Source organism: Bdellovibrio sp. HCB2-146, assembly GCF_047345725.1.
Taxonomy (GTDB): domain Bacteria; phylum Bdellovibrionota; class Bdellovibrionia; order Bdellovibrionales; family Bdellovibrionaceae; genus Bdellovibrio.
The window spans coordinates 223760-248893 of record NZ_JBLEQP010000001.1; the positions used below are offsets into that span (position 1 = coordinate 223760).

The following is a 25134-nucleotide window of genomic DNA, read 5'->3' on the forward strand; positions in this document are numbered from 1 at the left end:
CTTGTACGTTCTTTTAGTATTATCGGCTTTGCCATATGCCTGTCTGTACTTGCAGCCTCTTCTGCTTCTGCATTCGGTGGAGAACTTTATTCTGAAACAACATATGTTCCACAATATGGTTTATTAACCGACACACAATTGCGCCTTCTGTTTCTCGAAAAAAATCCAGTGACGTTGTACATAGGCGGTGCAATTCAACGCCAAGATAAAACCACAACTTCTCAGGATGATCTTTACTCTGAAAACCTCAACATGGCCCTGGTTGGCGGGAGAGTAAAAATTTGGAAATCCCTCACCGCATTTTTTGAACTCCGCACAGAAGAACGAAGTCGTGGCGGAGTTTATGCGGGAAATATTTGGGAGTACTTGATCTTCGAGAAAAACTTTTTCTCCGAATTCTACGGAGAAGCCATTGTCCTTCCTTCTTTCCACAACGACCCGGTGACCACATTCTGGTTTAAACAAGGTCTTCGCTTCCAGCCTGTGACTCACTTCTACTTAGATCCTTATCTTGAAATCTATCTTCGCCGCAGTCCCACTCCTGATTTAGGCCGTGACACTGATCAAGCTCGCGTGGGTTTACGCGCACTGTATGCTTGGGAAAGATGGACCGCGGGATTGTTGATTTATGAAAGCTGGCCGACAGATGAAGCCCCTCACGAAGAAGCTCTGTTCTTCTTGGGAGGCAGCTTCTAATGCAGATTTTTGATTCACTTATCATTATTTTAGCCTTCGTCGTTGTCGTAGGTGCATTGACCTTCACCGTTGATGATCTATTCATCGATTTCATCGCGTTTATCCGTCGCTTAAAACCACGTATTGTGAATGCTGACTTTGTTGCGGAAATGAACTCAGTTCCTGAAAAACAGATCGCCATCATTATCGCCAACTGGAAAGAAGCTGAAGTCATCGCACCGATGATTCGCGGAAACTTACGTGGGCTGCAGTATCAAAACTACACATTCTTTTTGGGTGTTTACCCGAATGATATTCCGACTTGGGAAGCCGCTCGCAAACTAGAGGATATCTATCCTCACAAGGTCTCTGTGATTGTGAATTCCAAACCCGGACCCACATCAAAAGGACAAATGCTAAACGAAATGGCCAGACAAATTCTGGCTTCAGAAAAAGCATTGGGAAAAACCTTTGATCTTTTCTTGATGCAAGATTCAGAAGATGTTCTGCATCCCTATTCCTTAAGCTTGATGAATTACTACAGTTCTCAAGCGGATTTCGTGCAAATTCCGGTGTTCTCTTTTGACGTTCCTGCCAAATCTTTGGTGGGCGGTGTTTATATTGATGAGTTTTCGGAATCACACACCAAAGACCTTCTGGTTCGTGAGTCTTTAGGAGCGGCGATTCCCTCTGCGGGTGTGGGGACTTTGATTGGTCGCACGCTGATGAAGGAACTGCAAGCTTATCAAGAAGGTGACTTTTTAAAAGAAGACACTCTGACTGAAGACTATCACTTAGGCATGATGACCAAGGAATTGGGATTTAAATCTAAATTTGCCTGCGTTCAATATGAGAAAGAAAATGGATCATTGGAATTTATCGCCACTCGCGAGTACTTCCCGTCAGAAATCCAAGCCTCTATGCGCCAAAAATCTCGCTGGACATTAGGAATTGCCTTCCAAGGTCTTGAGAATTTGAGCTGGCGTGGAAATTTTGTCGATCGCTACTTTATGTGGCGCGATCGCCGCGGTCCTTTGAATAGTATTTTAATCGTTCTTTCGACGATCCTGCTTGCACTGTTCGTCGGTCTTAATGCTGCTGACCATTTGCCAGAGATTCTAAAAGGTCCTGCTTTCCAGGCTTTGCTCTTCTTAAATCTCTTCAATATGAGTTTGCGCTTAGTGCAACGTATGAGAGCAGTGGCTCGCACAAACGCGCGTATTCACATTGCGCTTGTGCCCGTGCGTTGGCTTCTTGCCAATTACGTCAATATTGGCGCGACGATCAAAGCCTATCGTCAATATCAACAAAGTCAAAAAACGGGCGAACGCCCAGCTTGGATTAAAACAGAACATCGTCTGCCTGAGCACTTCGGGCGCGATATCGAGGTAAACACTCCATGAAAAGTTTAATTCTTATTCTTTCACTTTTGATCGGCACGCAAAGCTGGGCACAACAAACAAAGCCCTGCGTAAATGTGTTCTTTGATCGCTCCACTGATAAGACATATTGGATGGGGAAAACTTATGCGACTTTGTTGCAAAATCTTTTGGGACATTTCCCAAAATACCAACAAATCGTAAGCCCTATTGAAATGTACGAGGCTGGTGACATTGAAAAATGTCATGCGACTTTCTATATCGGTTCGTACTTTAATAACCAAATTCCCGCAGCATTCTTAAAAGAATACGCCACAACGAAAAAGCGCGTGGCGTGGATGGGTTATTCGATTTGGCAGTTGGGTGACGGGTTTGAAAAGATCTTTGGTTACTCTTACTCCCACCTCACAACTTTAGATCGTGAACACCTCGATCAAACAGATCGTCCAAGCTTCTTTAAAAACATCCTTTATAAGGGCGAAGTTTTCTTTAAATACGGCGACTGGAGCAAAGACAACAACCAAATCTTCCTTGCACCATTCGAACAAGTTGTTTTGAAGGAAAGAACCCCTGGTAAATCCCAGGTTCTTGCTTGGGCTGAACAAAACGTCACAAAAGAAGTGATTCCTTATGTTGTTCAGGCTCAGAATCATTTCTTTGTAGCCGATGTGCCATTTAGCTTCTTGCACGAAGCGGATCGTTACTTTGTCTTTGCTGACATCCTTTTTGATATCTTAGGGGAAAAGCCGCGCCATCAAGATAAGCTCGCTTTGATTCGTATCGAAGACGTCCATGCCATTATTCCGATTGCTCAGCTTTATAAGACAACCGACGTTCTTAAAAAGCACAATGTACCGGCACACATCTCATTGATCCCTATTATGTTCGACCCGCTTCGCCGCGGTGACAGCGTTGACTGGGAAGAGATCACGACAATGGATCGCAAACCTGCGTTTATGACGTGGGTGAATGACATGAAAAAGGACAAAGCCGTTTTCATCTGGCACGGAGTCACTCATCAACACAAACGCATGAAGAACCCGCATGACGGATTGTCAGGCAATGATTTTGAGTTTTTTGATGCCGTCAACAACCGTCCCCTAGCTGAAGACAGTCCTGAATTTGTCCTCGATAAATTGGAAGAAGGTTTTTACACGCTTCAAAAAGCAGGTGTGACACCAAGATTGTGGCTGACACCACACTATCAAGCAAGTCCGCTTGATTACATCATCTTCGGTAAAGTATTTTCGTGGAACGTAGGGCGCGTGATTTATTACAACACGTCGAACCGCGGTTTGGTTGCAAATGTATCTGATAAAGATCTTTGGTTTGAAAATCGCAATTCCTTGGCACCAAGCCTTCGCCAGTCTTACTTCCGCAATTTGGAAGTCATGTACGAATCTGAACGTTGGAGCGGTCAAATGTTCCCGTATGAAATTTACGGAGACGTTTACGGCCAACGATTGATTCCTGAGAATTTGGGAAATTTGCAACCGTTTGTGAACGCTCACGTGATCAACCCACGTTCAAAAGAAGAAATCGTCCGCGATGCGAAAAGAAATCTCGTGCTTCGCGATACTTGGGCGTCTCTTTTCTACCACCCGTTCCTTCTGACTTCATTTGAAGAAGGCGGCCGTGGTGCATACCCAGGCGATCCAGCGGAATTGGAATTCATCATCCGCGAGATCAAGAAACTTGGTTATAAATTTATAAGCTTAGAAGATTTTATTAATAAAAATACGGTCGAGAAACGACCAGAACCTCTTTATAAGGAAAACCAACAATGAAAACACTGAAATTCATTGCTATTCTAGTTGCCGTTCTCCCGGCACTAACTTGGGCAAAACTCAATCTTGAGTCGCCTCAAAACTTGCTAGCGAAAGCCCAGCAAAATCGCGTAGGACTTCGTGAAGTTGTGATGGATATCGAAATGAATATCCCTGAGCTTCGTGATCAACCGACTTTCGAGAAGTATTTCTTCTTGATGGACGATTTGACTCAACTTGCAGTTAAGCACAACTTAGATGCTTATTATCCAGGTATCGTAAAGAATCTTGGTATTTCCTTGGCTTCAAATGGCATGCGTTGGTTGGACGTCACAAAAGACACACCAACAAAGCTTCAATATTACATCAAATGGATGAATGTTGAGACTTTGGGACGTTTCTTGTCTTTGGTTGACTATCAACTTGGCGAAATTCACGACCGCGCTCGCTTGCAAAAAATGGCTGAGAACGTTGAAACTCTTTTGCCTTTGATCGACAAACAAGCTGAAAACCAACTTTACATCCGTCTGGGTTTCCGCGAAGTGATGACAAATGCTGCCATCGGTATTCTTGAAGACAAAAACTTACCTGCCGCTGACGTTCAATTCTGGATCGGAAAAATCCACGTTGCTTCAGCATTGTCGACTTATCTTGAAGTATTGAATCAAAGTATTTACGTTATGACGCCAGATACGAAAGAATTGGGTCATGAGTACTTGCGCCGTTTGATGTTGGTAAACCAACAATTGGGCAAATTGACGGATACAACTCCGGTTTGGTTAACAGCCGCTGTTCGCGGTGCTGTTGCTGAATTCTTGGTTCGCGCGATCCGTCTTGAGTTGCGCATGAGCCCAGCTCAATTTGAAGAAGCTGTTCAAACATTGGGTGTGAGCCAAACTTTGGGTCTTATCCAGCAATTGATGTCTTCTGATAAAACTCCAAGTGAGACTTATGTTAACAACTATCTCACTTACATGAACATCCTGACTTTGCGTGCAGAAGCTTTGGGCCTTACGAAAGAAGCAGACGAATTCCAAACTTGGCTGTCCCGCTCTGCTGCTCCGGTGATGGCTTCTAAACTTGATATCGAAGGTCACTACGAAGTGACGGGCGAAAAAGGTGATAAATGGTTCTTCACAATCGCGGCAGCGAAAGAAAGAACTTTGATTGCCGCTTTGGGTTCTGCTGATGGATTGGTTTATAAATCATTCTACAACATCACTTACAGCACAAATGGTTCAGGTTTTGTGGCTTCTCAACGCGATCCAGATTTGGATCACGAACAAAATCCACCTGTAAAATTCAGCGTGAATGCAAAAGGCGAAATCACGATTCTTGATATCTTCGTTCGCGTGGGCAGCCGCACTTTGAAAGGTCACAAAGTTCAAAACTTTACTGACATGTGGAAGACAGCTCCGAAAATCACGACATCTGCGGACGGCGTTTACGAAGGCACTTTGTTCCTTCCAAATGGTAAAGAAATCAAAGCCCGTGTTATGATCACAACTTTCAATGGTTACACATTGGGACGTTTGGATGCAGAAACTATGACGGTGGATTTCAACATCGGTTCTCGCGGTAAAGATGGCGTTGTGATTTTGACGTCTGGAAGAAAAGAAGGCAACTCTTGGATCCAACTTCGTGCAAATGTGACAACGGAAGGTTTAAAGGCTTATTTGATTATTGGCGGTAAAGGCCAAGGTATCGCTTGCACAAACCTAAAACGCGTTGACGATAACTAATAAGGATGACGGAAATGAAAGCACTGATTTTATTCCTCACACTTTTTGCTTCTCAGGTTTTTGCCGGTCCAAAATACGTGGCAGGCTTTAACCTGACTGAAACAGATGGTTTTTTGTATGATGCAGCTCCCGCTGGCGACAGCAAAACTTTGGCGCAACAAGCGGTTGATTCAGCGAAAAACTTGGGCGCGAACCACATCATTTTGAATGTGCGTGCCACAATGAAGGGACCGTACTCCACAGAGATCATCCCTGTAACTCCTCCTGCGGAACGTTCAAAAGAAGCGATCCGCATGGCTCGTTTGATTAAGTACATTCAGTCGCAAGGCATGACTGTGGGTCTTCGCCCCATCTTTTTTGTCGTCGGACCAAATGGCGAATTCCCTTACATGGAAAAACAACCAAACGGTTTAATGAAAGTTTGGTGGCACGGAAATATTCAACCAAATGATCCAAATCGTTGGTTTGAGTCTTTCCGCGTGTTCCTTGACGTGTATATCACTGTCGCAAAAATGGCGAAGGTTGACGAATTCACGATTGGTGCTGAGTTGTACTCTATGACTGTGGGTATTGAGGACCAATGGAAGCAATATCCATACGGTTTCCCAGGTCGCTGGCTTGAGCTTCTTCGCTATACTCGTTCTAAACTGCCAACAGCTCGTTTGATGTACGATATCAACTTTACGGATGACTCTGTGAATGCAGGTGGTTTGACGGCTTCTGGTGGAGAATTCGAAAGATGGCGTTACCGTTTGGTAGACCTTGCGAATCCATCAAATCCTGAAGAAGCAAAAATCTGGAGTGACCTTGTGACATTCTGGAAAGAGCTTGATGCCGTAGGTTTGGATATCTATCGTTCATTGGCTTCGCAAAACCAAGTTTTGCCAAATGATTTTGGTTCACTGGTGGATACTTTGAAGGCGCGCTCTGATTCGTATGCAACTCAGCTTGATACTGGTTTCATGCAAATCGAATTCACTCTTGAGCACCATAAGAAAGCAATCATCAAAGAAATCGGTTTCCGCTCGGTTGATCGCGGGTTTATCGATCCATTTGCTTATGCTGGTAGCGGCACAGTCAATATTCCGCACCAAGCAGCTGCTTTCCAAGCCGTGTTTGCTTCTTTCTGGCAACCACAATGGCCATGGTTCCTAGGCATCAACTTCTGGGATATCGCAGTAGACCCGTCTAAAACGGGCGCTAGTGATAACGGCTTCTCCCCAATTGGCAAAGACGCAACTGAGAAGATTGTGAAGGATCATTACCTCCGCAACTAAGTTCAAAATAAAAAACGAGTGCTGGGTACAAGCACTCGTTCAGAATACTTAGATTTGAAAAAGGTCGCTTCGCTTAAGCGACCTTTTTATTTGGCCCAGGCACCGCGACTTCTGGAGAAGACTGCAGAGCTTGCTTGAGCGCCGTAAAGGCTGGCTTGTGGAATGGTTGTCCCATTGTGCTTTCAATAAACATCAAAGCACCCGCTGCTGTTTTTGGATAAGGATTATTTGGCGACTTCATCACGAGGTCTGAGAAACAATCGGCCAAAGCCACGATACGCGCAAACGGATTCATTTTGAAATCGCGGATGCGACGAGGATATCCTTGGCCCGCGGCATTTTCATGATGCTCCAGACAGATTGCAATGATGTCTTCAGAAACCGAAGGCATACTTCTTAAAATTTCAACGCCACGATAGACGTGAGACTCGTAAATTGCGAGCTGTTCGCGAGACATTGCATGCCGTGGAAGATCCAAAATCTCGTCTGGAAGTTCCTTCATGCCGACATCGTGTAAAAGAGCACCCAAGGCAAGCTTTTCGATATTCGCCTGCATCGTCCACTTCATTCCACGCGCGATGATCACGGAAATTGCCGAGACCATCATCGAGTGACGAATGAGTTGGTTATTAAGCCCCGACATCATGTTGATGACCGAATTTAAATCCGGCTTCGCATCAACCAATGTTTGGATAGATTTACTGACGACCTTGGAGTGTTCCATCGACTGATGGTCAAATCCCAAGTGCGAAATTTCTTTGAAGATGTTTTCAATGGCTTTTCCGAGGAACAAAGTCTTTTTTTCGGAACTGATAGTTTCGTTCTCTATCAGAATGCCCGCAATCGTCAGCGCACGCCCCACGCATTTGTGGTAGTCGGTCTTACGAACATAGAGCCATTCTGTTTTTTCAGCAAAGTGACTTTGTTCAAACGATACCTTATCGCCTTCTTTGAGAACGATGATCGCACGTGAATCTGAAAGTTTCAGATAGACGTCGACAGGCACCTGCATTCCCGCAATAAACTCACTGCGAGAAACAGCTACGAAATCATCAAGGTTCATTTCGAGAATTTCGGAGGCACCCATCTTTTTCATATAACACTTTTCGGACGTTTGGCTGTGGGACTGTAATTCAAACGTCTCAAAGTGAGGCGGATATCGAAGAAAAAATGAAAATTCTTATGTTGCAGGGACTGTGCTCACAATATCGTGAGCGGCCTGCTCATAAAATCCTTTCGGGCTCACTATACGAGCACTGACATTGGCGATCACCGAGGAAAGCATCAGATATAAAATCACATCATGGGAGCTACTCATCTCAAGTACCAACACAAACGAGGTGAACGGAGTTCTAGTAATCCCCGTCAAAAAGGCAACCATGCCCACCAAAATTAATAACTTCACGCTCTCAAAACCGAAAACGTTTGCGATCATTTGCCCCAGGGCTGCCCCACTGGAAAGCGAGGGAGCAAAAATTCCTCCGACGACTCCGCCGGTGTAAGTAAAGAGATTTCCAAAAATACGCGCGACGGGCAGAAGAGGATCAACATGACCTGGATCCTGCAGAAGCTTGACCATCACTGCTTTTCCCGCCCCAACTGTTGAGGGGCCACAAAAATAAATTGTCGCACTTAAAAGAATTCCGCACAAAAGTGTCAGGGCCAATTTAGTCGGGAGAGTTTTTTGCACGCGCCATTTGCCAAAGCGATACAGCGCCTCTGCAAACGCACTTCCACACACGCCGACAATTCCAGCGATCAATATCGTCTGCAAAAGAGCTGCAATTGGAAAAGTGCCGAAATTGACTTCGCCTAGATAAAGATAATTTCCTAAAAACAACTGCGCCAAAATGCCGGCAATGATCACAGCTTGAAAAACCGCCGTGCGCACAAGACTGATATGGGATTTTGAGAGTTCTTCGATGGCAAAAACAATCCCACCCAGGGGCGTATTAAATGCGGAGGCGATCCCCGCCGCTCCTCCCGCCAGAATCACAGCAGGGAGTGGCGGTTGAGGCAGGCGCTTCGGCCAAAATCTTGACAGCTGATAGAAAATCGCAGCTGACACTTGCAATGTCGGACCTTCGCGTCCCGAGACTCCACCGCCGATCACACAAATACACGAACCGATAATTTTCACAACTAGCATCGGAAAACTAAAAAGTTTTTGCAGGAGCGGACTTTTCGATTCCGACAACTCCATCGCTGCAATAGTTTGCGGAATCCCGCTGCCCAGGGCTTCTTTGGAAAAATAATATCCGATTAAAAAGGAACCTAACAACGCAATTGGTGCGGTAAAAAGAATGATTGGTTGTGAGGCATGCTCGATCGCCCAATCTTCGCATATCTTGAAAATGAAATTATAAGATATGGAAACCAGAGCAGCCAAACTGGCGGCAATCCAGAATGGGAGATTGAGGTAAATTTTGTGCCTCATCCCCGCCCAACGAGGATCTTTTAGAATTTTATCTGTAAGCATGAAGCAAAAACTAACACGCAAAAAATTGCGATACACACCCCGCCGCATCGAAACAGTGCGGCAAAACAAAAGACTGTTAGTATTTTGACAGTCGCGAAAATTTTTCTAACACCTTCAACATGCTTCTGGCACGGGCTCTGCAATCGTTAGAGAGGTTGCATGAAATCTGTCTGATTGTATCTGGGGGCCGCTCTGTATGAATAAAATCTCTGCTTTTTCTATTCTGTCTATGACTTTGGCAGCCGCACTTGTGGTTGGGTGCGCACGAGGCGAACAAGAGGTCTTAAGCCAGGGCAATTGTATTCCCCGTAAAAACTTTCATGGCATTGTCGGTGGTTCCACAGTGCGCGCTTCGGAGTCTTCTTCTAAAAATGCGGTTTTGATCACTTACGACGATAGCCAAGGAAAACCGATGATCTGCACCGGGACGTTGATTGCTCGTAATGCCGTTATAACAGCGGCTCATTGCGCTTATGATGCCACGAATGTCCGCGTGGTTTTCCATACTGATGTGACGTGTGAGTCGGACTTCAACCTGGACACGCAATCCATTCGCGCCACTCATAAAAACATCAATCCAAGTTATCGTCCCAACATCAAAGGAGCTTATGATTTGGCTCTTTATAAGCTTGCTGCAAATGCACCGAGCAATTATCCCGTAATGCCGCTTTATAACGGCATTACGAAACTCAGCAATTACAAAGTGACTTTGCTTGGTTACGGCACAACCGGCTCGACGAAGCGCGATTCGATGTTTCTGCGTAAGGTGACGAAGAACTACAAGATGTTTAAGCGTGATGGCCTGAACTTATCTTTAGATCAATCTGACAAACAAGGTATCTGTGTCGGTGACTCAGGTGGGCCCGTTTATTTTGATGTCGAGGGGCAGCTGCATCTTGCGGGCGTGAATTCAGTTGTTTATGGTAAGAACGAAAATAGCAGATGCGAAGGCGGATCGATGTCGATGTATGTTCCGTCTTACCGATCTTGGATTGATCGTGTTTTGCTAAGTTGGAAATAAGAACTTTAAAATAGAAAAAAGAAAAGCACCGCGGAGGCCCACGGTGCTTTTTTAGTTTTAACGGCAGCTTCTGCGAGAAACTGTTTCGCTTTCGGGGCTGCAGCTGACTGGGCGGCAGTCAGAAAGTTGGCGGTCACAACGTCTCATAGCTACGTTTTCAGCTTCGTAACGAGTTTCGCCTTTTGCTTCGATAGTCATCGTGTAACCACGGTAGTCGCGGCCTTCCGCTTTACAAGAGTAGTAGTCTGCACTGCATGTCTCTACGCAGTGTCCGTGTTTTCTTTCACATTCTCCACAGGAGCGGTGTCCACCATAGTGTTCTTCATGGCCACGGTCTCGGACGGTACAGGATACACGCGGGCGGTAACGGTCATGGCGATCATCATAACGGTCGGGGCGACTCGAGCTACTGCCAGAGCTTGTCGCGGCGTCGGCGATGGCACCGATAACATCCCAGAAGCCGGCTTGAGCATTAAGAGCAAAGAGACTTAGAAACAGAACGATGATGGTTTTTTTCATTTTATCCTCCCCTTGGATATTCCGGAAAGACCCTAAAGCAAACAAAATGCCAGCCCAGGTTGGAGACAAAGTGGCGCCGGGATTTTTTTTCAGTCACCCTCCCCGTGCGCGGAGCGGCAAGACTTCATAAAGCGCCCGAAAAAGGGGTACTTTATCCTTTAGTCAAAAGGGGCCTTTTCAAATGAAAAAAGCAGTCGTTAAGTCGTTATATCGTGAAACCGAAAAATTCCTGGATCAGGAGATTGAATTGACCGGATGGGTTCGTAAAATCCGTGATCAAAAGAATTTTGGCTTCATTGAATTGAATGACGGAACATTCTTTAAAGGCGTTCAGGTCGTTTTTGACACCAAGCTGGGAAATTTTGAGCAAGTGGCAAAATTGCCAATCAGCTCTTCAATCAAAGTTCACGGCCGCTTGGTAAAATCCCAAGGTGCGGGTCAAAGTTTTGAAGTGATGGCTGATAAGATTGAAATCTATCAAGCCGCTGACGTGGAATACCCACTTCAAAACAAACGCCACAGCTTTGAGTTTTTGCGCGAGATCGCTCACTTGCGTCCTCGTACTAACACATTCTCAGCAGTTTTCCGCGTTCGTTCAGTTCTTGCTTATGCCATCCATAAGTTTTTCCAAGACAACGGCTTCGTTTATGTGAACACGCCAATCATCACAGGTTCTGATGCGGAAGGTGCGGGTGAGATGTTCCGTGTCACAACTTTGAAGTTGGACAAGCCACCTCGTAAAGAAGACGGCTCTATCGACAACTCTAAAGACTTCTTCGGTAAAGAGACAAACTTGACGGTATCGGGTCAGTTGAACGGTGAGACATTCTGTGCGGCTTTCCGTAATATCTACACTTTCGGTCCTACGTTCCGTGCGGAGAATTCAAATACGTCTCGTCACGCCGCTGAGTTCTGGATGATCGAACCTGAAATTGCATTTGCGGATTTGGGTGCGAACATGGAACTCGCTGAAGACATGATCAAGTACATCATCCGTTACACGATGGAACATTGCCCTGAGGAGATGGAGTTCTTTAACGGCTTTATCGAAAAAGGTTTGTTCGATAAGCTGAATAATGTTTTGAACAACCAATTTGGTCGTGTGACTTACACAGAAGCTGTTGAGATCTTGCAAAAATCTGGCAAGAAATTCGAATACGCAGTGAAGTGGGGTATCGACCTTCAATCTGAACATGAACGCTATTTGGCTGAAGAACACTTCAAAAAACCTGTATTCGTGACGGACTATCCAAAAGAGATCAAAGCTTTCTATATGAAGATGAATTCAGACGGAAAGACAGTACGCGCGATGGACTTGCTAGCTCCTGGTATCGGTGAAATCATCGGTGGTTCTCAGCGTGAAGACGATCTTGCAACGCTTGAAACGCGCATGAAAGAAGTCGGCCTTGTTCCTGAAGATTATCAATTCTATTTAGACTTGCGCAAATACGGCAGCTTCCCGCACGCGGGTTATGGTTTGGGCTTTGAGCGTATGTTGATGTACGTAACGGGTATGGGAAATATCCGTGATGTGATTCCATTCCCTCGAACTCCAAACAATGCTATGTTCTAATGAAAAAAGGGGCTTTTAAAGCCCCTTTTTTTTTTGCCTTTTTAGATAATAAAACTTAAAAGGCCAAAGAATAAAACCAGCCACACAGAATTCATTTTGAATCTTAATAACAGCAAGAGACTGAATAGAAAAACCAACACGCCGTAAATGGATGCCAACGACGTTCCTCCTAAGATGACTGCAGCACCCACCATCAAACTGAGAGATGAGACGTTTAAACCATCCAAGAACTGAGCAAACCCGACAGACTTGCGCATACGCGGAATAAACGGTGCACTTAAAGCCACAAATACAAAGGCTGGCAAAAAGATGCCTACCGTTGCACTCACCGCCCCTAAATGACCGCCTAAAACATAACCAATAAACGTAGCCGTCGTGAAGACGGGGCCAGGAGTCACCTGTCCAACGGTGATTGCGTCAATAAGCTGTTGCTGTGTGAGCCAATGGTATCTCTCTACAAGGTCGCTCTGCAAAAATGCGATTAGTACATATCCACTGCCAAAAAGAATGGAGCCGATCTTCGAAAAAAATAAGAGAATTTCTTCAGGAGCTGGTGTTTTTTCTAAAACTTGTTGCGCGAAGGCTCTGGCAGAAGTGAACACCGCCATAAAAAACAAACCCACTTTCAGCTTTGATGGTGTCCATTTTTTGCGAATGACATAATTTAAAAACGCCACGATGAAGAGAATCAAAATTTCCTGCTTCAACAAGAAATACGCAAGCAGTGACACGATCGAAAGCACCAAGAGCAGTTGATCTTTGACGGCACTTTTACCAAGACCCCAGATGGCTTGCACAATTACTGCCAGAATCACAGGTGTCACTGCGAGAAATAGTTTTTGAACTTCGGGTAAGGACCCATAAGTCACATAGGTCCAAGCAAGACACCACACCATCAAAAACGCCGGCAGGATAAAGCTAACACCCGCGACTAACAAACCGGCAATGCCACGCTTGCGATAACCGATGTGAATTGCAAGCTCTGTCGAATTAGGCCCCGGAATGAGGTTCGTCGCCCCCATCATATCGAGAAATTCTTCGCGCGAGATCCAACCCTTGCGAACGACGAGCTGTTGTTCCATCATCGCAATATGCGCAGCGGGGCCGCCGAACGCAAACAGGCCGATCTTTGCAAATTCAAAAGCTATTTCACGAAGAGCAGCCATTTGTGTGTTTCACTCCTTGAGGGTTTATTAAATATAAGATTCTTTATCTGGGTCAAGCCCTCACCCTTTGAACCACGGCATCTTAGATGAAAACCAGTCGAGCACCCCAGCGTAAAAGATGGACGCATGGGCGTTTTCAGGTGTAGAACCCCTTTATGTCGCAGTCTAAAAGCTCCTTTCAGTCGTTTTCCCGTTTATTTTCTTACACCAAAAAGCATCGCAAGGATTTTTATCTTGGAAGCTTGTTTTCATTCTTGAATAAGACCTTTGATATCGCGCCGGAGATTTTGATCGGTATAGCGATCGATGTGGTTGCCAATCAAGAGAAGTCCTTCCTGGCGAAGTTTGGTTATGAGTTTCCGACGGAACAGCTGGTGATTCTTTCTGTTTTGACTTTGGCGATCTGGGCTTTTGAGTCTTTGTTTGAATATTTATTACTTATTAAATGGCGTGGTCTTGCGCAGTCTTTGCAACATGAGTTTCGCACCGAAGCTTACAGTCACTTGCAAAAACTCGATATGTCTTACTTTGAAGATCGCAGCACCGGTGGCTTGGTTTCGATATTAAATGACGACATCAATCAGCTGGAAAGATTCTTGAATGTTGGTATCAACAGCTTGATTCAAGTTTTCACGGCGGTGCTATTAATTGGCGGCGTGTTCTTTTACCTTGCGCCAACAATTGCGGTTTATGCGTTCTTGCCAATTCCTGTGATCTTGGCCGGTGCATTTTATTTCCAAAAGCGTGCAGCTCCTTTGTATTTAGAAGTGCGTGAAAAGGCTGCTTTGATTGGGTCTCGCCTTGCTAACAATATTGCAGGCATGACGACGATTCGCAGCTTTACTTCTGAAGCCTCGGAATCACAAAAGGTCTCTCAAGACAGTTTGAATTACTTAAAAGCCAACGGAAATGCCATTCGCGTTTCTTCTGCTTTTAATCCTTTGATTCGTATGGGCGTTTTGTCGGGCTTCCTTGCGACGTTTATTATGGGTGGTAAGATGGCCTTGGCAGGTGAACTAAATGTCGGTTTCTACGGCGTTTTGGTTTTCTTGACTCAACGTTTGTTGTGGCCGCTTGTTGGCTTGGCAGAAACTGTGGATTTGTTTGAACGTGCGATGGCTTCCGCTGATCGCGTTTTGGATTTGATCAAAGCTCCAGTAAATTTGGAAAAATCAAAAGCGAAATTGAACTTTGATCACAGCAAAGGCATTGAGTTTAAGAATGTGTCTTTCAGCTATAGCAATGGTTTGCCGATCTTGAACGATGTCAGCGTTGAAGTCCCTGCTGGGAAAACTGTCGCGATTGTGGGACCAACGGGTTCCGGCAAAAGCACACTGACGAAATTATTGCTGTTGTTCTATCAAGCCAAGGCCGGAGAAATCCGTATTGGGGGTCAGTCTGTTGGTGATGCTGATCCACAAGATTTGCGTTCTCAAATCGGACTCGTCAGCCAAGACGTCTTCCTTTTTCACGGAAGCATCTATGACAATATTGCTTACGGAATGCCAGGTGCGACTCGAGAATCAGTCATCGAAGCCGCGAAAAAAGCCCATGCGTGGGAATTTATCGAAAAGCTCCCACAAGGAATTGATACGCTTATTGGTGAACGCGGTCAGAAACTCTCTGGCGGCCAAAGACAACGTATTTCAATTGCCCGCGTGATTCTAAAAAATCCGCCAGTGCTGATTTTGGATGAAGCAACTTCTGCCGTCGATAACGAAACTGAAGCCGTCATTCAAGAGTCTTTGGCTGAAGCTACTAAAGGTCGCACGACGATCGTGATTGCTCACCGTCTTTCGACTGTCACCTCAGCTGATAATATTTATGTCTTGGCGCAAGGGAAAGTGGTGGAAAAAGGAAATCACCAAGAGCTTCTTGCGAATAAGAAAACTTACTTTCAACTATGGAACGCGCCTCTGTGAGAGGCGCCAATTTCTTGACGATTTTACTTTAAACTATCGCCTGAAAGAATTCGTTGCGGAAGATCTTTAAACGAATCTACTGTTCCGTTTTTAAATTCTAAAACCCAATAGCGGTCAAAGGCTTTACCCCACTCTTCAGGAGCATTTCTCGCACCCAGTTCATGGGCGATATCGGCGAGGGTTTCGTGCTGCCAAGCGATCAAAACAACTTGATTGTCGTACTCACCGCTAGTCGCCAAAAGTTCAACTAAACTTGAAACTTCAGTGCGCGTGTACGGAGTTTGAACTTCTAAACCCAAGGCTTGCGATATTGGTTGCAAAGTTTGAATTGAACGGATCGAGCCTTTTTTCTTATGCGGTTTTAGCGCAATCAATCTCGTAATCCCTTCATTCTGAAAAAGACGAGGCAAGCCTTCCGCACGCTGCCACCCCACTTGGGAAAGCTCTCTTCCCTCATCACCCAATGGCTCTTCACCATGGCGAACAAGGATGATCTTGCTTGGCATTGCATGAGTTATTGTCGATACGGCTAATAAGGCTAAAATAAGGAGTGTCTTCATGGAGTCCTGACTTTGCACAAACGGTTCCATAACCATTTACTAACCAAATTAAATCTATGGGTTTCTGACTGGCTACTGGTTAGACAGTCCCGCGCATTTTGCGCCGTAAACGGTTTCGTTTTTTGGAGGCTCTAAAATGGACTTCGGTGACAGGAAATTTAAGAATTTTTCTGCGTTAGCATAGAAATCACTTCTGTTCATGAGCCTCAGTTTGTAGCATAAGGGAATTGTTTTTTACACGATGAAGGAACCACTATGATTAAGGAACTGACAGAAGAACAAGTCCACACGATGACTCTCGATGAGAAGGATGATTGGTGGCTTAAGAACGTTTATAAAGGCGATATGCCGCAATTGACGATCCGCTCGGCCCTTACGGGTATGATTTTGGGCGGTATTTTGAGCCTCACGAACCTTTATATCGGGATTAAAACAGGCTGGACACTGGGTGTCGGTATCTCTTCTGTGATCCTTTCTTATGCATTCTTTAAATTCATGGCCAAAATCAAGCTCGGCAGTCACATGACGATTCTTGAAAACAATGCCATGCAGAGTATCGCGACAAGCGCGGGTTACATGACAGCTCCTATGATGGCATCAATTCCTGCCTACATGATGGTGACAAACGAAGTGATTCCCATGTGGCAAACATTCTGGTGGATCGTTGTCTTGGCGATCTTGGGTGTGCTTTTCGCGTTCCCGTTAAAGCGTCGTTTCATCAACGAAGAGCAAATGCCCTTCCCTGAAGGTTACGCAGCCGGTGTGGTTTTGGACAGTCTTCATGACGAAGACGGCAAAGATGGCATGTTCAAGGCAAAACTCTTAATGGGTGGCGCAGGACTTTCTGCTTTGATCGAGTTCTTACGTGCAGATGCTATTCTTGAAGCGATGAAATTGAAGTTCTTGGCACTTCCCCACTATTGGGATGATTTCATCTACAAATTCGCAACTCCAAAAATCCTCGGCAGCCCGCTTAAGGATCTTTCAATCCAATGGGATACATCCATTGTGATGATGGGTACTGGTGGTTTGATGAGCATGAAAACAGCGATGTCACTTTTGATCGGTGGCGCGTTGAACTACTTCTTGTGCGCACCAATTTTGATTAATGCCGGCGTTATTCCTGAAGCAAAATTCAAAGCTATCGCAATGTGGGCTCTTTGGGGTGGCGCTGCGATCATGACGACGTCTTCGCTTTACTCATTCTTCTCTAAACCACAGGTGATCCTTGAGACGTTTAAGAAGAGCTTTGCAAAACGTGAAAAGAAATCTCACGCTTTGGATAAAATCGAACTTCCGATGTGGATCTTCGCTGTAGGCATTCCAATCTTTGGCGCATTGACGGTTTACTTGGGCCACGCTTGGTTCGGTATTCACTACTGGTTGGGTCTTTTGGCGATCCCGTTGGTTTTCGTGTTCACATTGATCGCGGTGACTTCAACAGGTTTGACAGGTATCACTCCGGGGGGTGCTTTGGGTAAATTGACTCAAATCACTTACGGTATGGTTGCTCCAGGTAACGTGACGACGAACTTGATGACAGCGGGTATCACATCTGAAGTTTCATTGAATGCTTCAAATCTTTTGATGGACATCAAACCTGCTTACATGCTCGGTGGTAAACCTCGTCACCAAGCTGTCGGTCACATCCTTGGTATTTTTGCCGGTGGTTTGGTTGCCGTTCCGGTGTTCTATTCTTTGTTCCATAATGACATCAGCCTTTTCACTTCAGACGCTTTACCACTTCCTGGCGCTTCTATCTGGAAAGGTGTCGCTGAAGTTTTGACAAAAGGTCTTAGCAACCTTCACGTCACAGCTCAAATCGCAGCTGGCGTTGGTGCTGTCCTTGGTATCGTGATTGAAATCTTGAATAAGAAAACTAAAGGCCGCTTCCCACTATCAGGTGTTGGTTTGGGCCTTGGTTTTGTTCTTCGTTTCACAGATGCTTGGTCGATGGCACTCGGTACTTTGATTTTCTGGTTGGCTCGTAAAGGCTTTAAAGAAAAATCAAGCTTCGGTTACCGCGCATTCGTAGAGAATCAAGAAACTATGGCTGCTGGCGTGATCGCAGGCGGTTCAATTGTTGGTATTATCTTGATCTTGCTTGAAAACGCTGTGGCTTAATTCTTATTGAATTTTAAAGGCCGTTGCCTTTGGGCAGCGGCCTTTTTTTTATCCCATTTCAGTTGGGTATTGTTCTTCCATTGTACGATCGGTTCGATACGACGGAGTGGGTGCCGGCCAATCAGCTTCTTCCGCCTCTGATGGTTCGGTCACCCATGCTTTTAGCAGCGTGTAGGTCACGGCCAATATAACTGGACCGATAAAGAGTCCCATCACTCCAAAACCCAAAAGTCCGCCGATGACTCCGGCAAGAATTAAAATAAAAGGTAAATTCGCACCTCGCTTAATTAATATGGGCCTTAAAACGTTATCAAAAGTTCCTACGAATAAACTCCACACCAAGAGTATCGACGCCGTCGTGTTTTCACCTTTGTAGTAAAGCCAAGCAACACCCGCGAGCAACGGAATAAGAGGACCCAGTTGCGCCACACAAAGTATCAACACCGCTGCCGTCAAAATTCCAAGGAAAGGAACGCCAGCCAGCCACAATCCCGCACCTGCTAGAACCGTCTGCACCAGGGCTGTCACGATAATACCAAGAGCTACGGACTTGATCGCTTTACCGGCCAGAAGCACGGCATCTTCACCACGTTGACCAGCTAGTCTACGCGCAAACATGGTGATTCCTCGCACGACCATTTCTCCTCGCGCATACAGCAAACCTGCTAGTACCAAAGTCAAAATCAGATGCACCACAAACATACCGACACTACCCACACCAGCGATCACCCAGGCGCGCGCTTTTTTCATGAATGGTTGAATTTTTGGTGCCAGTGTTTGCAGACCTTCGCTTGAAGCGCGCTGCCAATCGGCAGAGAGTTCCGCTCCTCGCACGGGCAGTTTCGCAACCCACGTTGGTGGCGGTGGAACTTTGTATTGTTCAAGGTTTTTTGATTTTTCGACAAGCTCCGCACCGGAATCAAAAATAGCACCAACAGCAAGACCCAGCGGAATCAAAATAATCGCAGCAATTGCTAACGACATAATCGTTGCCGCCGTCTTGCGACGATTGCCAATTTTCTTTTCCAATCGAGTCATCAGATTCCAAGTCGCGACGACGACTGTGGTGGCCCAGATCAGGGCTGCGAGAAAGGGAGACAAGATCCACGCGCTCCCCGCGGCTAAAGCAATAATAAAAAATGAAGCCGTGATAATTCGCGTGAGATCTGAATTTGGTGCTTTCATGGCCTTTAGCTTAAAGCGCTCAATGCGCGAAGCCAAAGGCCTTTGAGGTCTTTGCTTTAATACAAGTAATACAGAGCCGTACGGATCCAGTCTGTAAAGTGAGGTGCGTACATAGCGACAGCTTTACCATGGCAAACACGGGACTGAGTTGGACCTGACACGACAGAGTTTACACCGATGATTTGTTTTTCGCCGCGAACTTCCACAAAGATCGGACCACCGGAGTCCCCCGAGCAGACGCCCGTGTACGGTTGATCGATAACCAAATTCATTCCGTCTTTACGAACTTCTGATCTGTAGCTCTTTGTCGTCATTCTCAAGAAGCCTTCACCTGAAGGAACGCCTTCTTCTGTCGCTTCACGAGTCACACCGTAACCAGCAAATGTCACAGTATCAGAACTCAAGGAACTATAACCGTCATATACTTTGCTGATGTCATAATCAGAAGGAATGGCAGATTTAAGTTTAACAAGTGCGACGTCATTAGTCGCATCCGTCTTGCCAGAATATTTATCATGGTAAAAAAAGCTTGAAGATTCAATAGCATGATCGTTGATATTAAAACCGGATTCACACGTGATGTCGGTGTGGAAAATAGCGCGAACTCTTGTCGCACCCTTCACACAGTGAGCTGCCGTCAGAATCACATCTTTAGTGATCGGCGTTCCCGTACAGATCGAACTTTTTTCGCCCTCCATCAAGAGCATCACGACTTTTTTAGCCAACTCATCTTGTGAGCTCACTTTATAGCCGCTGATAATTCCATTGAGCTGACTTGCAGGAACACAAACCCCAGGTCCCTTTGCATCTTCAGACTTTGAACAACCCGCCATGACGGCAACTAACACACCCAAAGTAGCACCCAATAATTTTTTCATCCCCGATTTTCCTTTATTAAGAACTTGAATGTCTCGGCCTACAGCAAATGCCTTGCCATAGTTCGAACTCTCTCGTGGTGCTTTAGAGGCCGAAACTGGCGCATAGATTTTAGACAGTTCCGAATCGGAGATGAAAACTTTACTTCTTAATAAAGGAACTTAACTCCAGCCAAGAAGTTGGCGCGGGCAGCACTTGTCATTTCTTTGATCGTTCCGCCTTCGTTAACTTCGATATCCGTTTTCACAGGAGCTTGAGCACTGATCGCCAAATCTACCATTGCACGATCTGGAATAACCACAATGCGCATACCTGCTAGGAAATCAAGAGTGCCATATGATTCAATTGAGCTGACGGTGGCAGATGTCGTCTCCGTTTCTTGATTGTGTGTTGCACCCAATCCGCCGCGAACAAAAACTTTGTCATTAAATGGAAACTGTCCAGTTCCCATCACTGAAGTTGTACCCGTTGCCTTACCCGTGATCTCCGTCAGGCCAGAGGCAGATTTACCTTCTGTTTTGCCCAAGGACACATGATTGAGAACCAGGGCAAGTTCGCCAGTGCTAGTGCGGCGGTAAAATCCAAGGTCAAAGCTTGTTTTATCTCCACCGCGTGCGGGTGTGCCATCAGAAGTGAATGTCGCATACTTCAAGTCTTCTGTTTTAGGTGAGTAATTCAACCCCAACACGATATCAAATGGAGCAGACTCTGACTGAGTCAGCACGCGGTATTGCAATCCCACCGTTGGTTCTTCCCAGCCACGTGATTCTGCGGAGAGGTCCGTGATTTGCTCTTCCGTTTTTCTCATTGGCACATAGCTGACCCCGGCTGCGATATTTAAACTATCAAAAATACCATAGCTCAATTCAATCCCCACTCGATTTCCGATTGATGCCACTTTAGAATCTGGTGTCGAGTTTTGTTTGATTTCATAGGCTTCTGTATAAACGTTTGCGTAGGCATTTAAAGCCAGTCTCCCTTGCGGTAGCAAATAGCCTAAATCAACCATATTGCGCTCTTGAATGCGGCCGATGCTTTCGGCCGGCGTTTCACTTGGAGCGGCAGCCGGCTCTGTGGTTTGAGCATGAGAAAGTGTTGCTAATAACAAAGTGGACATAACAAAACCAAAGCGCATATTTTCTCCTCTAGAAATCTCTCGCTCTACTATCTAATGTTTACTCAACGTAATCAAGATCCTTGTGGAAACTCTCTGGTATCAGGATGCTCGAGATTGTCCCAATCGCAAATGCAATCACACCCACAATGACCATGGCACCTAATATTCCCTGCCCGTCTTTGAGATATTTAAATAACAATGTCATAGGAATGACAGAACCACGCACAAAATTTGGAACGCTGGTGGCGACTGTAGCTCGCAAGTTTGTTCCAAATTGTTCAGCGGCCGTTGTCACAAAGATAGCCCAGTATCCTGCTGCCACGCCTATGAGGAAGCAAAGAGTATAATAGTAAAGCGAACTTTTTGCGGCTGTCGTAAAGAGAATCAGGCCCGCGATTAAGAAACTTGCGAGTTTAAAATATAGAATCGCCTTTTTTCGGCTTTTTAGAATTTGAGAAATAAAGCCGCTGAACAAATCGCCAAACCCCAAACCTAAATAACTGATAGCAATAGTTCTCGACGCAAGAATGGGATCCGTAACACCAATCGACGCCGCAAGTTCCGGCGAAAAAGCCATCAGAAGTCCCGCGACAAACCAGATTGGCACACCAATACCCACGCAATAAAAAAATCTTTTTACACGATCCGCATCGCTGAATAAATATCGCAAACTTCCCCATCGGGCGGTCTCGTGTGCTTTCTTTTTCTCGTGGAAAAGACTGGAATCAATTACTTTCACACGCAAAAGCAAAAGCAGTAAGCCTAAAACGCCGCCGACAACGTAGGCCACCCGCCACGGTAACAACTCGACAACAAGTCCACCAAAGACTGCTCCGAAAACACCGATGGTTGCCACCAAAGCCGTTCCCATTCCGCGCACTTCTTTAGGTAAAATCTCAGCAATGAGGGTGATACCGGCACCAAGTTCGCCAGCCAAACCAATCCCTGAAATAAATCGGAGTATCATGTATTGAGGAATGTCTTGAACAAACGCATTTAAAATATTGGCGACGGAATATAGAATAATCGAGCCGAAAAGAACGCCCAGTCTCCCCTTGCGATCACCGAGCACACCCCAAAAAAGCCCGCCCAAAAGCATCCCCGCCATTTGCGAGTTTAAAAGCAAAACACCCTTGTCGACCAGTTGATCCTTGGGAATTCCCAAACTTTCCAGTGAGGCAACACGCACCATATTGAATAGAGTCAGATCAAAAATGTCCACGAAATAGCCCAGCGCCACAACGATAACAGAGATATTCACCCAAGAGTGCTTTTTCATAAATGCTCCATCAACTTACTTGCTGAAAGGGACAAAATAGCGTTTTTTCTTTTCACGATCTTCATTTGGAAAACGAATTCTTCGCTGGGCAAAACATCAACGAGAGTTCTTTCTTTAAGTTCTCTTTGAATTAAGAACTCTGGCAAAACGGCGACACCGGCACCTTGTAAAACAAACTCTTTATGGGCGTTAAGGTTGTTACTTGAAATCTTAATCGCCGCCTTTGGATATTTGGCTTTGAGTTTTTCCAGAGTCGGAAATCTGCGGGTGGAAATGTCGTCGATTTCTCTGGAACCGATAAAGGTACTCAGAACGTCAGCGTCTTTTTTGTGATTGCGATGAACCACCAATCTAAATGGTGTGGGGATCTGAACTTCGAACTGCAACTTTTCTGACAGATCTGGAATATGAAAGAACAATCCCAGCTCAATCTCGCCGCTTTCGATTTTTTTAAGAAGCATTGAGGCCGGACCCGAATAAATATTGGGATAAACTTTGGGGTGAGCTTTCAGCATCGACGTGAGTTTCCCTGGCAGAAAATGACTGGCAATGGGTTCTGCCGCTGCCAGCAAAAGAGGACCTTTGCACTCCCCGCTGATTTTTCCGATAGAAAGTTTGAGTTCTTCCACTTCGCCAAAAATTTTTTTACAGTTTTCAAAGACTTCTTGCCCTTGAGCGGTTAATCGCACGTTGCGACCCACTTTTTCAAAAAGAGGAAAACCAAAATAATCTTCGAGCTGAGCCACCATACGACTGATCGCCGGTTGTTGAATGCGCAAACGTTCGGAAGCCCTTAAAAAGCCGCCTTCTTTGGCGACCGTATAAAAATATTCGAGATGGAGTAAGTTCATATATATGCCTTTTCTATATGCATTTTATAGGAACTATATATTTTGATACAAGACAGAAATGACTATGGGAGCTGATAGATGCCGTGAAGAATTTCATTTACGACTGCAGGCTGTTCCAAAGGAACGAAATGCCCGCACTCTTCCAAAATCTGCACCTGTGCGTTGGGAACAAGTTTATTAAACGCCAAAATGCTCTCGGCAGACACAATGTGATCATCGTGCCCACCGATTGCAGTCAGCGGACAGACGATATTGCCAATTTCTGAACTCAGATCCCGGCGGCCCAATGTCGCTTCCAATTGGCGCAAATAGACCTGTGCTGCATCTGGGCCTGCCATAGAGTGAATCAACTCACGCAGTTCTGGTTTTGCATAAGATTTGGGATGTAAAAACTCGCGAAGTCTGCGGTCTGTAATACCTTTAAACAATCCGCCACGAATCACAGGCAAGGCTTGTGTGATGACTTCCTGTTCTTTCGGTGGGTAGCCCTGCGTGGATGAACCCATCACTACCAAATGCTCTACTCGCTCTGAATATCGAAGAGCGAACTCTTGTGCGACATAGCCGCCCATTGAAAAGCCAACTAAGACAAATGAGTCGAAGGAGACCTCATACACAGAATCGAGCATTTTTTCGAGCGTATTTTGAGTGCGTAAATTTACAACAATGGATTTCGAAAACTCGGGCAACTGATACTGCCAGAGCCTTTCATCGCATAAAGTTCCAGGTAAAAAGACAAAGGCTTTCATCGGCACCAAGTCTACCACTCGCCGTCAGGATGTCTAATCATTTGACAACTCGGTGCGCTCACCTCCAATGAAATCATTCTTTACTGGGACCGAAAGTTGCTTGGCTCCATGCCGGATGCACAGACTTCTCGCGCTCTTATTTTGCCTTTATCTTCCTTGGGCTTCGTTTGCCGCGAAGTCAGCCCCTGTATTTGATGTCGTGTTCGATATTGATTGGACTCTTTTTTACCCGGTTCAGAACCCGATGGACGACAAAACAGTTTCGCTGCCGGAAGGCTATTTCCGCATGGCCGACGGAGTGGTGGATACGCTTATTGCTATCCACCGCAAGGGTCATCGAATCAGTCTTTTTAGCGGAGGAACGAAATCTCGCAATCATGCTTTGGCGAGTTATCTTTTAGAGCAAATAGCGGCTCGCGGTGAAGCCTCGTTTCAATTCTATAAAGTTTTAAATTTTGATGACCTGACCTTGCGGCCGGGAGCAAAAGACGACGCTTCGTTCACCGACAAATGGATGAAGGATCTTCGCAAAATCAATGCGAACCTACAATATGTTGTTTTAATCGATGATTCGTCCAAGTTTTCTGTTCCCGGACAGGAGCGCAACCTCTATTGGATCGAGAAGACCTATAATTTTCAACCCCAGTTCGGTCGCCTTAAGGAACATGACGGATATGACGCTCCTACTTACAAGGAATGGCTGCAAGAACGCCGGAAAATTATTTCGTTTTCCGAGCATTTCTTAAGGGCCAGTCTACTCTCGGCAACAGAGGATCCGTTGAAAGCCCTTTGGGAATACCGAAGCCACTTCCGCATGTGCCGTGAGTTATTCTGATAGAATTCATCTTGCCGAAGCAGCAGAAGCTCGTTGTAA

General features: G+C 45.5%; 21 protein-coding genes. 10 read left to right on the forward strand and 11 right to left on the reverse strand.

What is annotated here, in order from left to right:
* Positions 1 to 168: 168 nt before the first annotated feature.
* From ACLWOR_RS01065 to ACLWOR_RS01085, 5 genes are read left to right on the forward strand one after another with little or no spacing between them, the layout of a single operon-like run.
* The gene (locus ACLWOR_RS01065) at positions 169 to 696 is read left to right on the forward strand and encodes a hypothetical protein (RefSeq protein WP_413938809.1); all 528 of its coding nucleotides are present in this window, start codon (positions 169 to 171) and stop codon (positions 694 to 696) included.
* Complete coding sequence (locus ACLWOR_RS01070; RefSeq protein WP_413938810.1) at positions 696 to 2078, forward strand: glycosyltransferase; 1383 nt, start codon at positions 696 to 698, stop codon at positions 2076 to 2078. The genes ACLWOR_RS01065 and ACLWOR_RS01070 overlap by 1 nt, the downstream gene beginning before the upstream one ends.
* Entirely contained in the window at positions 2075 to 3841 is a 1767-nt protein-coding gene (locus tag ACLWOR_RS01075) for a DUF2334 domain-containing protein (RefSeq protein ID WP_413938811.1), read from the forward strand. Before ACLWOR_RS01070 ends, ACLWOR_RS01075 begins: the two co-directional genes overlap by 4 nt.
* The gene (locus ACLWOR_RS01080; protein WP_413938812.1) at positions 3838 to 5562 is read left to right on the forward strand and encodes a hypothetical protein; all 1725 of its coding nucleotides are present in this window, start codon (positions 3838 to 3840) and stop codon (positions 5560 to 5562) included. Before ACLWOR_RS01075 ends, ACLWOR_RS01080 begins: the two co-directional genes overlap by 4 nt.
* Positions 5563 to 5576: 14 nt before the next feature.
* Positions 5577 to 6839 (forward strand): glycoside hydrolase family 113, encoded by a 1263-nt coding sequence (locus tag ACLWOR_RS01085; RefSeq protein ID WP_413938813.1) that lies wholly within the window; start codon positions 5577 to 5579, stop codon positions 6837 to 6839.
* Between the two features lie 73 nt (positions 6840 to 6912).
* On the opposite strand, the gene ACLWOR_RS01090 is transcribed toward ACLWOR_RS01085, so the two are convergent.
* Together ACLWOR_RS01090 and ACLWOR_RS01095 are read right to left on the reverse strand one after the other, a co-directional pair.
* Positions 6913 to 7935: an HD-GYP domain-containing protein gene (locus ACLWOR_RS01090; protein ID WP_413938814.1), complete on the reverse strand. Its 1023-nt coding sequence runs from the start codon at positions 7933 to 7935 to the stop codon at positions 6913 to 6915.
* Positions 7936 to 8019: 84 nt separating this feature from the next.
* Positions 8020 to 9318 carry a chloride channel protein gene (locus ACLWOR_RS01095; protein ID WP_413938815.1) on the reverse strand — a complete coding sequence of 433 codons (1299 nt, stop codon included), beginning with the start codon at positions 9316 to 9318 and terminating at the stop codon, positions 8020 to 8022.
* Positions 9319 to 9514: 196 nt separating this feature from the next.
* Between ACLWOR_RS01095 and ACLWOR_RS01100 the strand changes: the two genes are divergently transcribed.
* Positions 9515 to 10339 carry a S1 family peptidase gene (locus tag ACLWOR_RS01100; protein ID WP_413938816.1) on the forward strand — a complete coding sequence of 275 codons (825 nt, stop codon included), beginning with the start codon at positions 9515 to 9517 and terminating at the stop codon, positions 10337 to 10339.
* Between the two features lie 57 nt (positions 10340 to 10396).
* Here the strand turns inward: ACLWOR_RS01100 and ACLWOR_RS01105 are convergent, their stop codons facing one another.
* Positions 10397 to 10858 (reverse strand): hypothetical protein, encoded by a 462-nt coding sequence (locus ACLWOR_RS01105; protein WP_413938817.1) that lies wholly within the window; start codon positions 10856 to 10858, stop codon positions 10397 to 10399.
* Between the two features lie 181 nt (positions 10859 to 11039).
* Between ACLWOR_RS01105 and asnS the strand changes: the two genes are divergently transcribed.
* Positions 11040 to 12431, forward strand: a complete 1392-nt coding sequence (gene asnS / locus ACLWOR_RS01110; RefSeq protein WP_413938818.1) for an asparagine--tRNA ligase — start codon at positions 11040 to 11042, stop codon at positions 12429 to 12431.
* 41 nt (positions 12432 to 12472) lie between these two features.
* Here asnS and chrA read toward each other — a convergent pair whose 3' ends face one another.
* Positions 12473 to 13597: a chromate efflux transporter gene (gene chrA, locus ACLWOR_RS01115; RefSeq protein ID WP_413938819.1), complete on the reverse strand. Its 1125-nt coding sequence runs from the start codon at positions 13595 to 13597 to the stop codon at positions 12473 to 12475.
* A 155-nt stretch (positions 13598 to 13752) separates the two neighbouring features.
* Here chrA and ACLWOR_RS01120 point away from each other — a divergent pair, with 155 nt between their 5' ends.
* Positions 13753 to 15519 carry an ABC transporter ATP-binding protein gene (locus ACLWOR_RS01120; protein ID WP_413938820.1) on the forward strand — a complete coding sequence of 589 codons (1767 nt, stop codon included), beginning with the start codon at positions 13753 to 13755 and terminating at the stop codon, positions 15517 to 15519.
* Positions 15520 to 15542: 23 nt separating this feature from the next.
* On the opposite strand, the gene ACLWOR_RS01125 is transcribed toward ACLWOR_RS01120, so the two are convergent.
* On the reverse strand, positions 15543 to 16079 hold the full coding sequence (locus tag ACLWOR_RS01125) for a histidine phosphatase family protein (RefSeq protein WP_413938821.1): 537 nt from the start codon (positions 16077 to 16079) through the stop codon (positions 15543 to 15545).
* Between the two features lie 255 nt (positions 16080 to 16334).
* Here ACLWOR_RS01125 and ACLWOR_RS01130 point away from each other — a divergent pair, with 255 nt between their 5' ends.
* Positions 16335 to 18203 (forward strand): OPT family oligopeptide transporter, encoded by a 1869-nt coding sequence (locus ACLWOR_RS01130; protein ID WP_413938822.1) that lies wholly within the window; start codon positions 16335 to 16337, stop codon positions 18201 to 18203.
* Between the two features lie 48 nt (positions 18204 to 18251).
* On the opposite strand, the gene ydiK is transcribed toward ACLWOR_RS01130, so the two are convergent.
* The 6 genes from ydiK to ACLWOR_RS01160 form a co-directional block, all read right to left on the reverse strand.
* Positions 18252 to 19388, reverse strand: a complete 1137-nt coding sequence (gene ydiK / locus ACLWOR_RS01135; RefSeq protein ID WP_413938823.1) for an AI-2E family transporter YdiK — start codon at positions 19386 to 19388, stop codon at positions 18252 to 18254.
* A 56-nt stretch (positions 19389 to 19444) separates the two neighbouring features.
* A complete protein-coding gene (locus ACLWOR_RS01140; RefSeq protein ID WP_413938824.1) occupies positions 19445 to 20266 on the reverse strand; it encodes a S1 family peptidase in 822 nt (273 codons plus the stop codon).
* A gap of 146 nt (positions 20267 to 20412) precedes the next feature.
* Positions 20413 to 21399 (reverse strand): hypothetical protein, encoded by a 987-nt coding sequence (locus ACLWOR_RS01145; RefSeq protein WP_413938825.1) that lies wholly within the window; start codon positions 21397 to 21399, stop codon positions 20413 to 20415.
* Between the two features lie 40 nt (positions 21400 to 21439).
* Complete coding sequence (locus tag ACLWOR_RS01150) at positions 21440 to 22660, reverse strand: MFS transporter (protein ID WP_413938826.1); 1221 nt, start codon at positions 22658 to 22660, stop codon at positions 21440 to 21442.
* Positions 22657 to 23511 (reverse strand): LysR family transcriptional regulator, encoded by an 855-nt coding sequence (locus ACLWOR_RS01155; RefSeq protein ID WP_413938827.1) that lies wholly within the window; start codon positions 23509 to 23511, stop codon positions 22657 to 22659. Before ACLWOR_RS01155 ends, ACLWOR_RS01150 begins: the two co-directional genes overlap by 4 nt.
* 62 nt (positions 23512 to 23573) lie before the next feature.
* Positions 23574 to 24260 carry an alpha/beta fold hydrolase gene (locus tag ACLWOR_RS01160; protein ID WP_413938828.1) on the reverse strand — a complete coding sequence of 229 codons (687 nt, stop codon included), beginning with the start codon at positions 24258 to 24260 and terminating at the stop codon, positions 23574 to 23576.
* Positions 24261 to 24375: 115 nt separating this feature from the next.
* Here ACLWOR_RS01160 and ACLWOR_RS01165 point away from each other — a divergent pair, with 115 nt between their 5' ends.
* Positions 24376 to 25095 (forward strand): hypothetical protein, encoded by a 720-nt coding sequence (locus tag ACLWOR_RS01165; protein ID WP_413938829.1) that lies wholly within the window; start codon positions 24376 to 24378, stop codon positions 25093 to 25095.
* Positions 25096 to 25134: the final 39 nt, after the last annotated feature.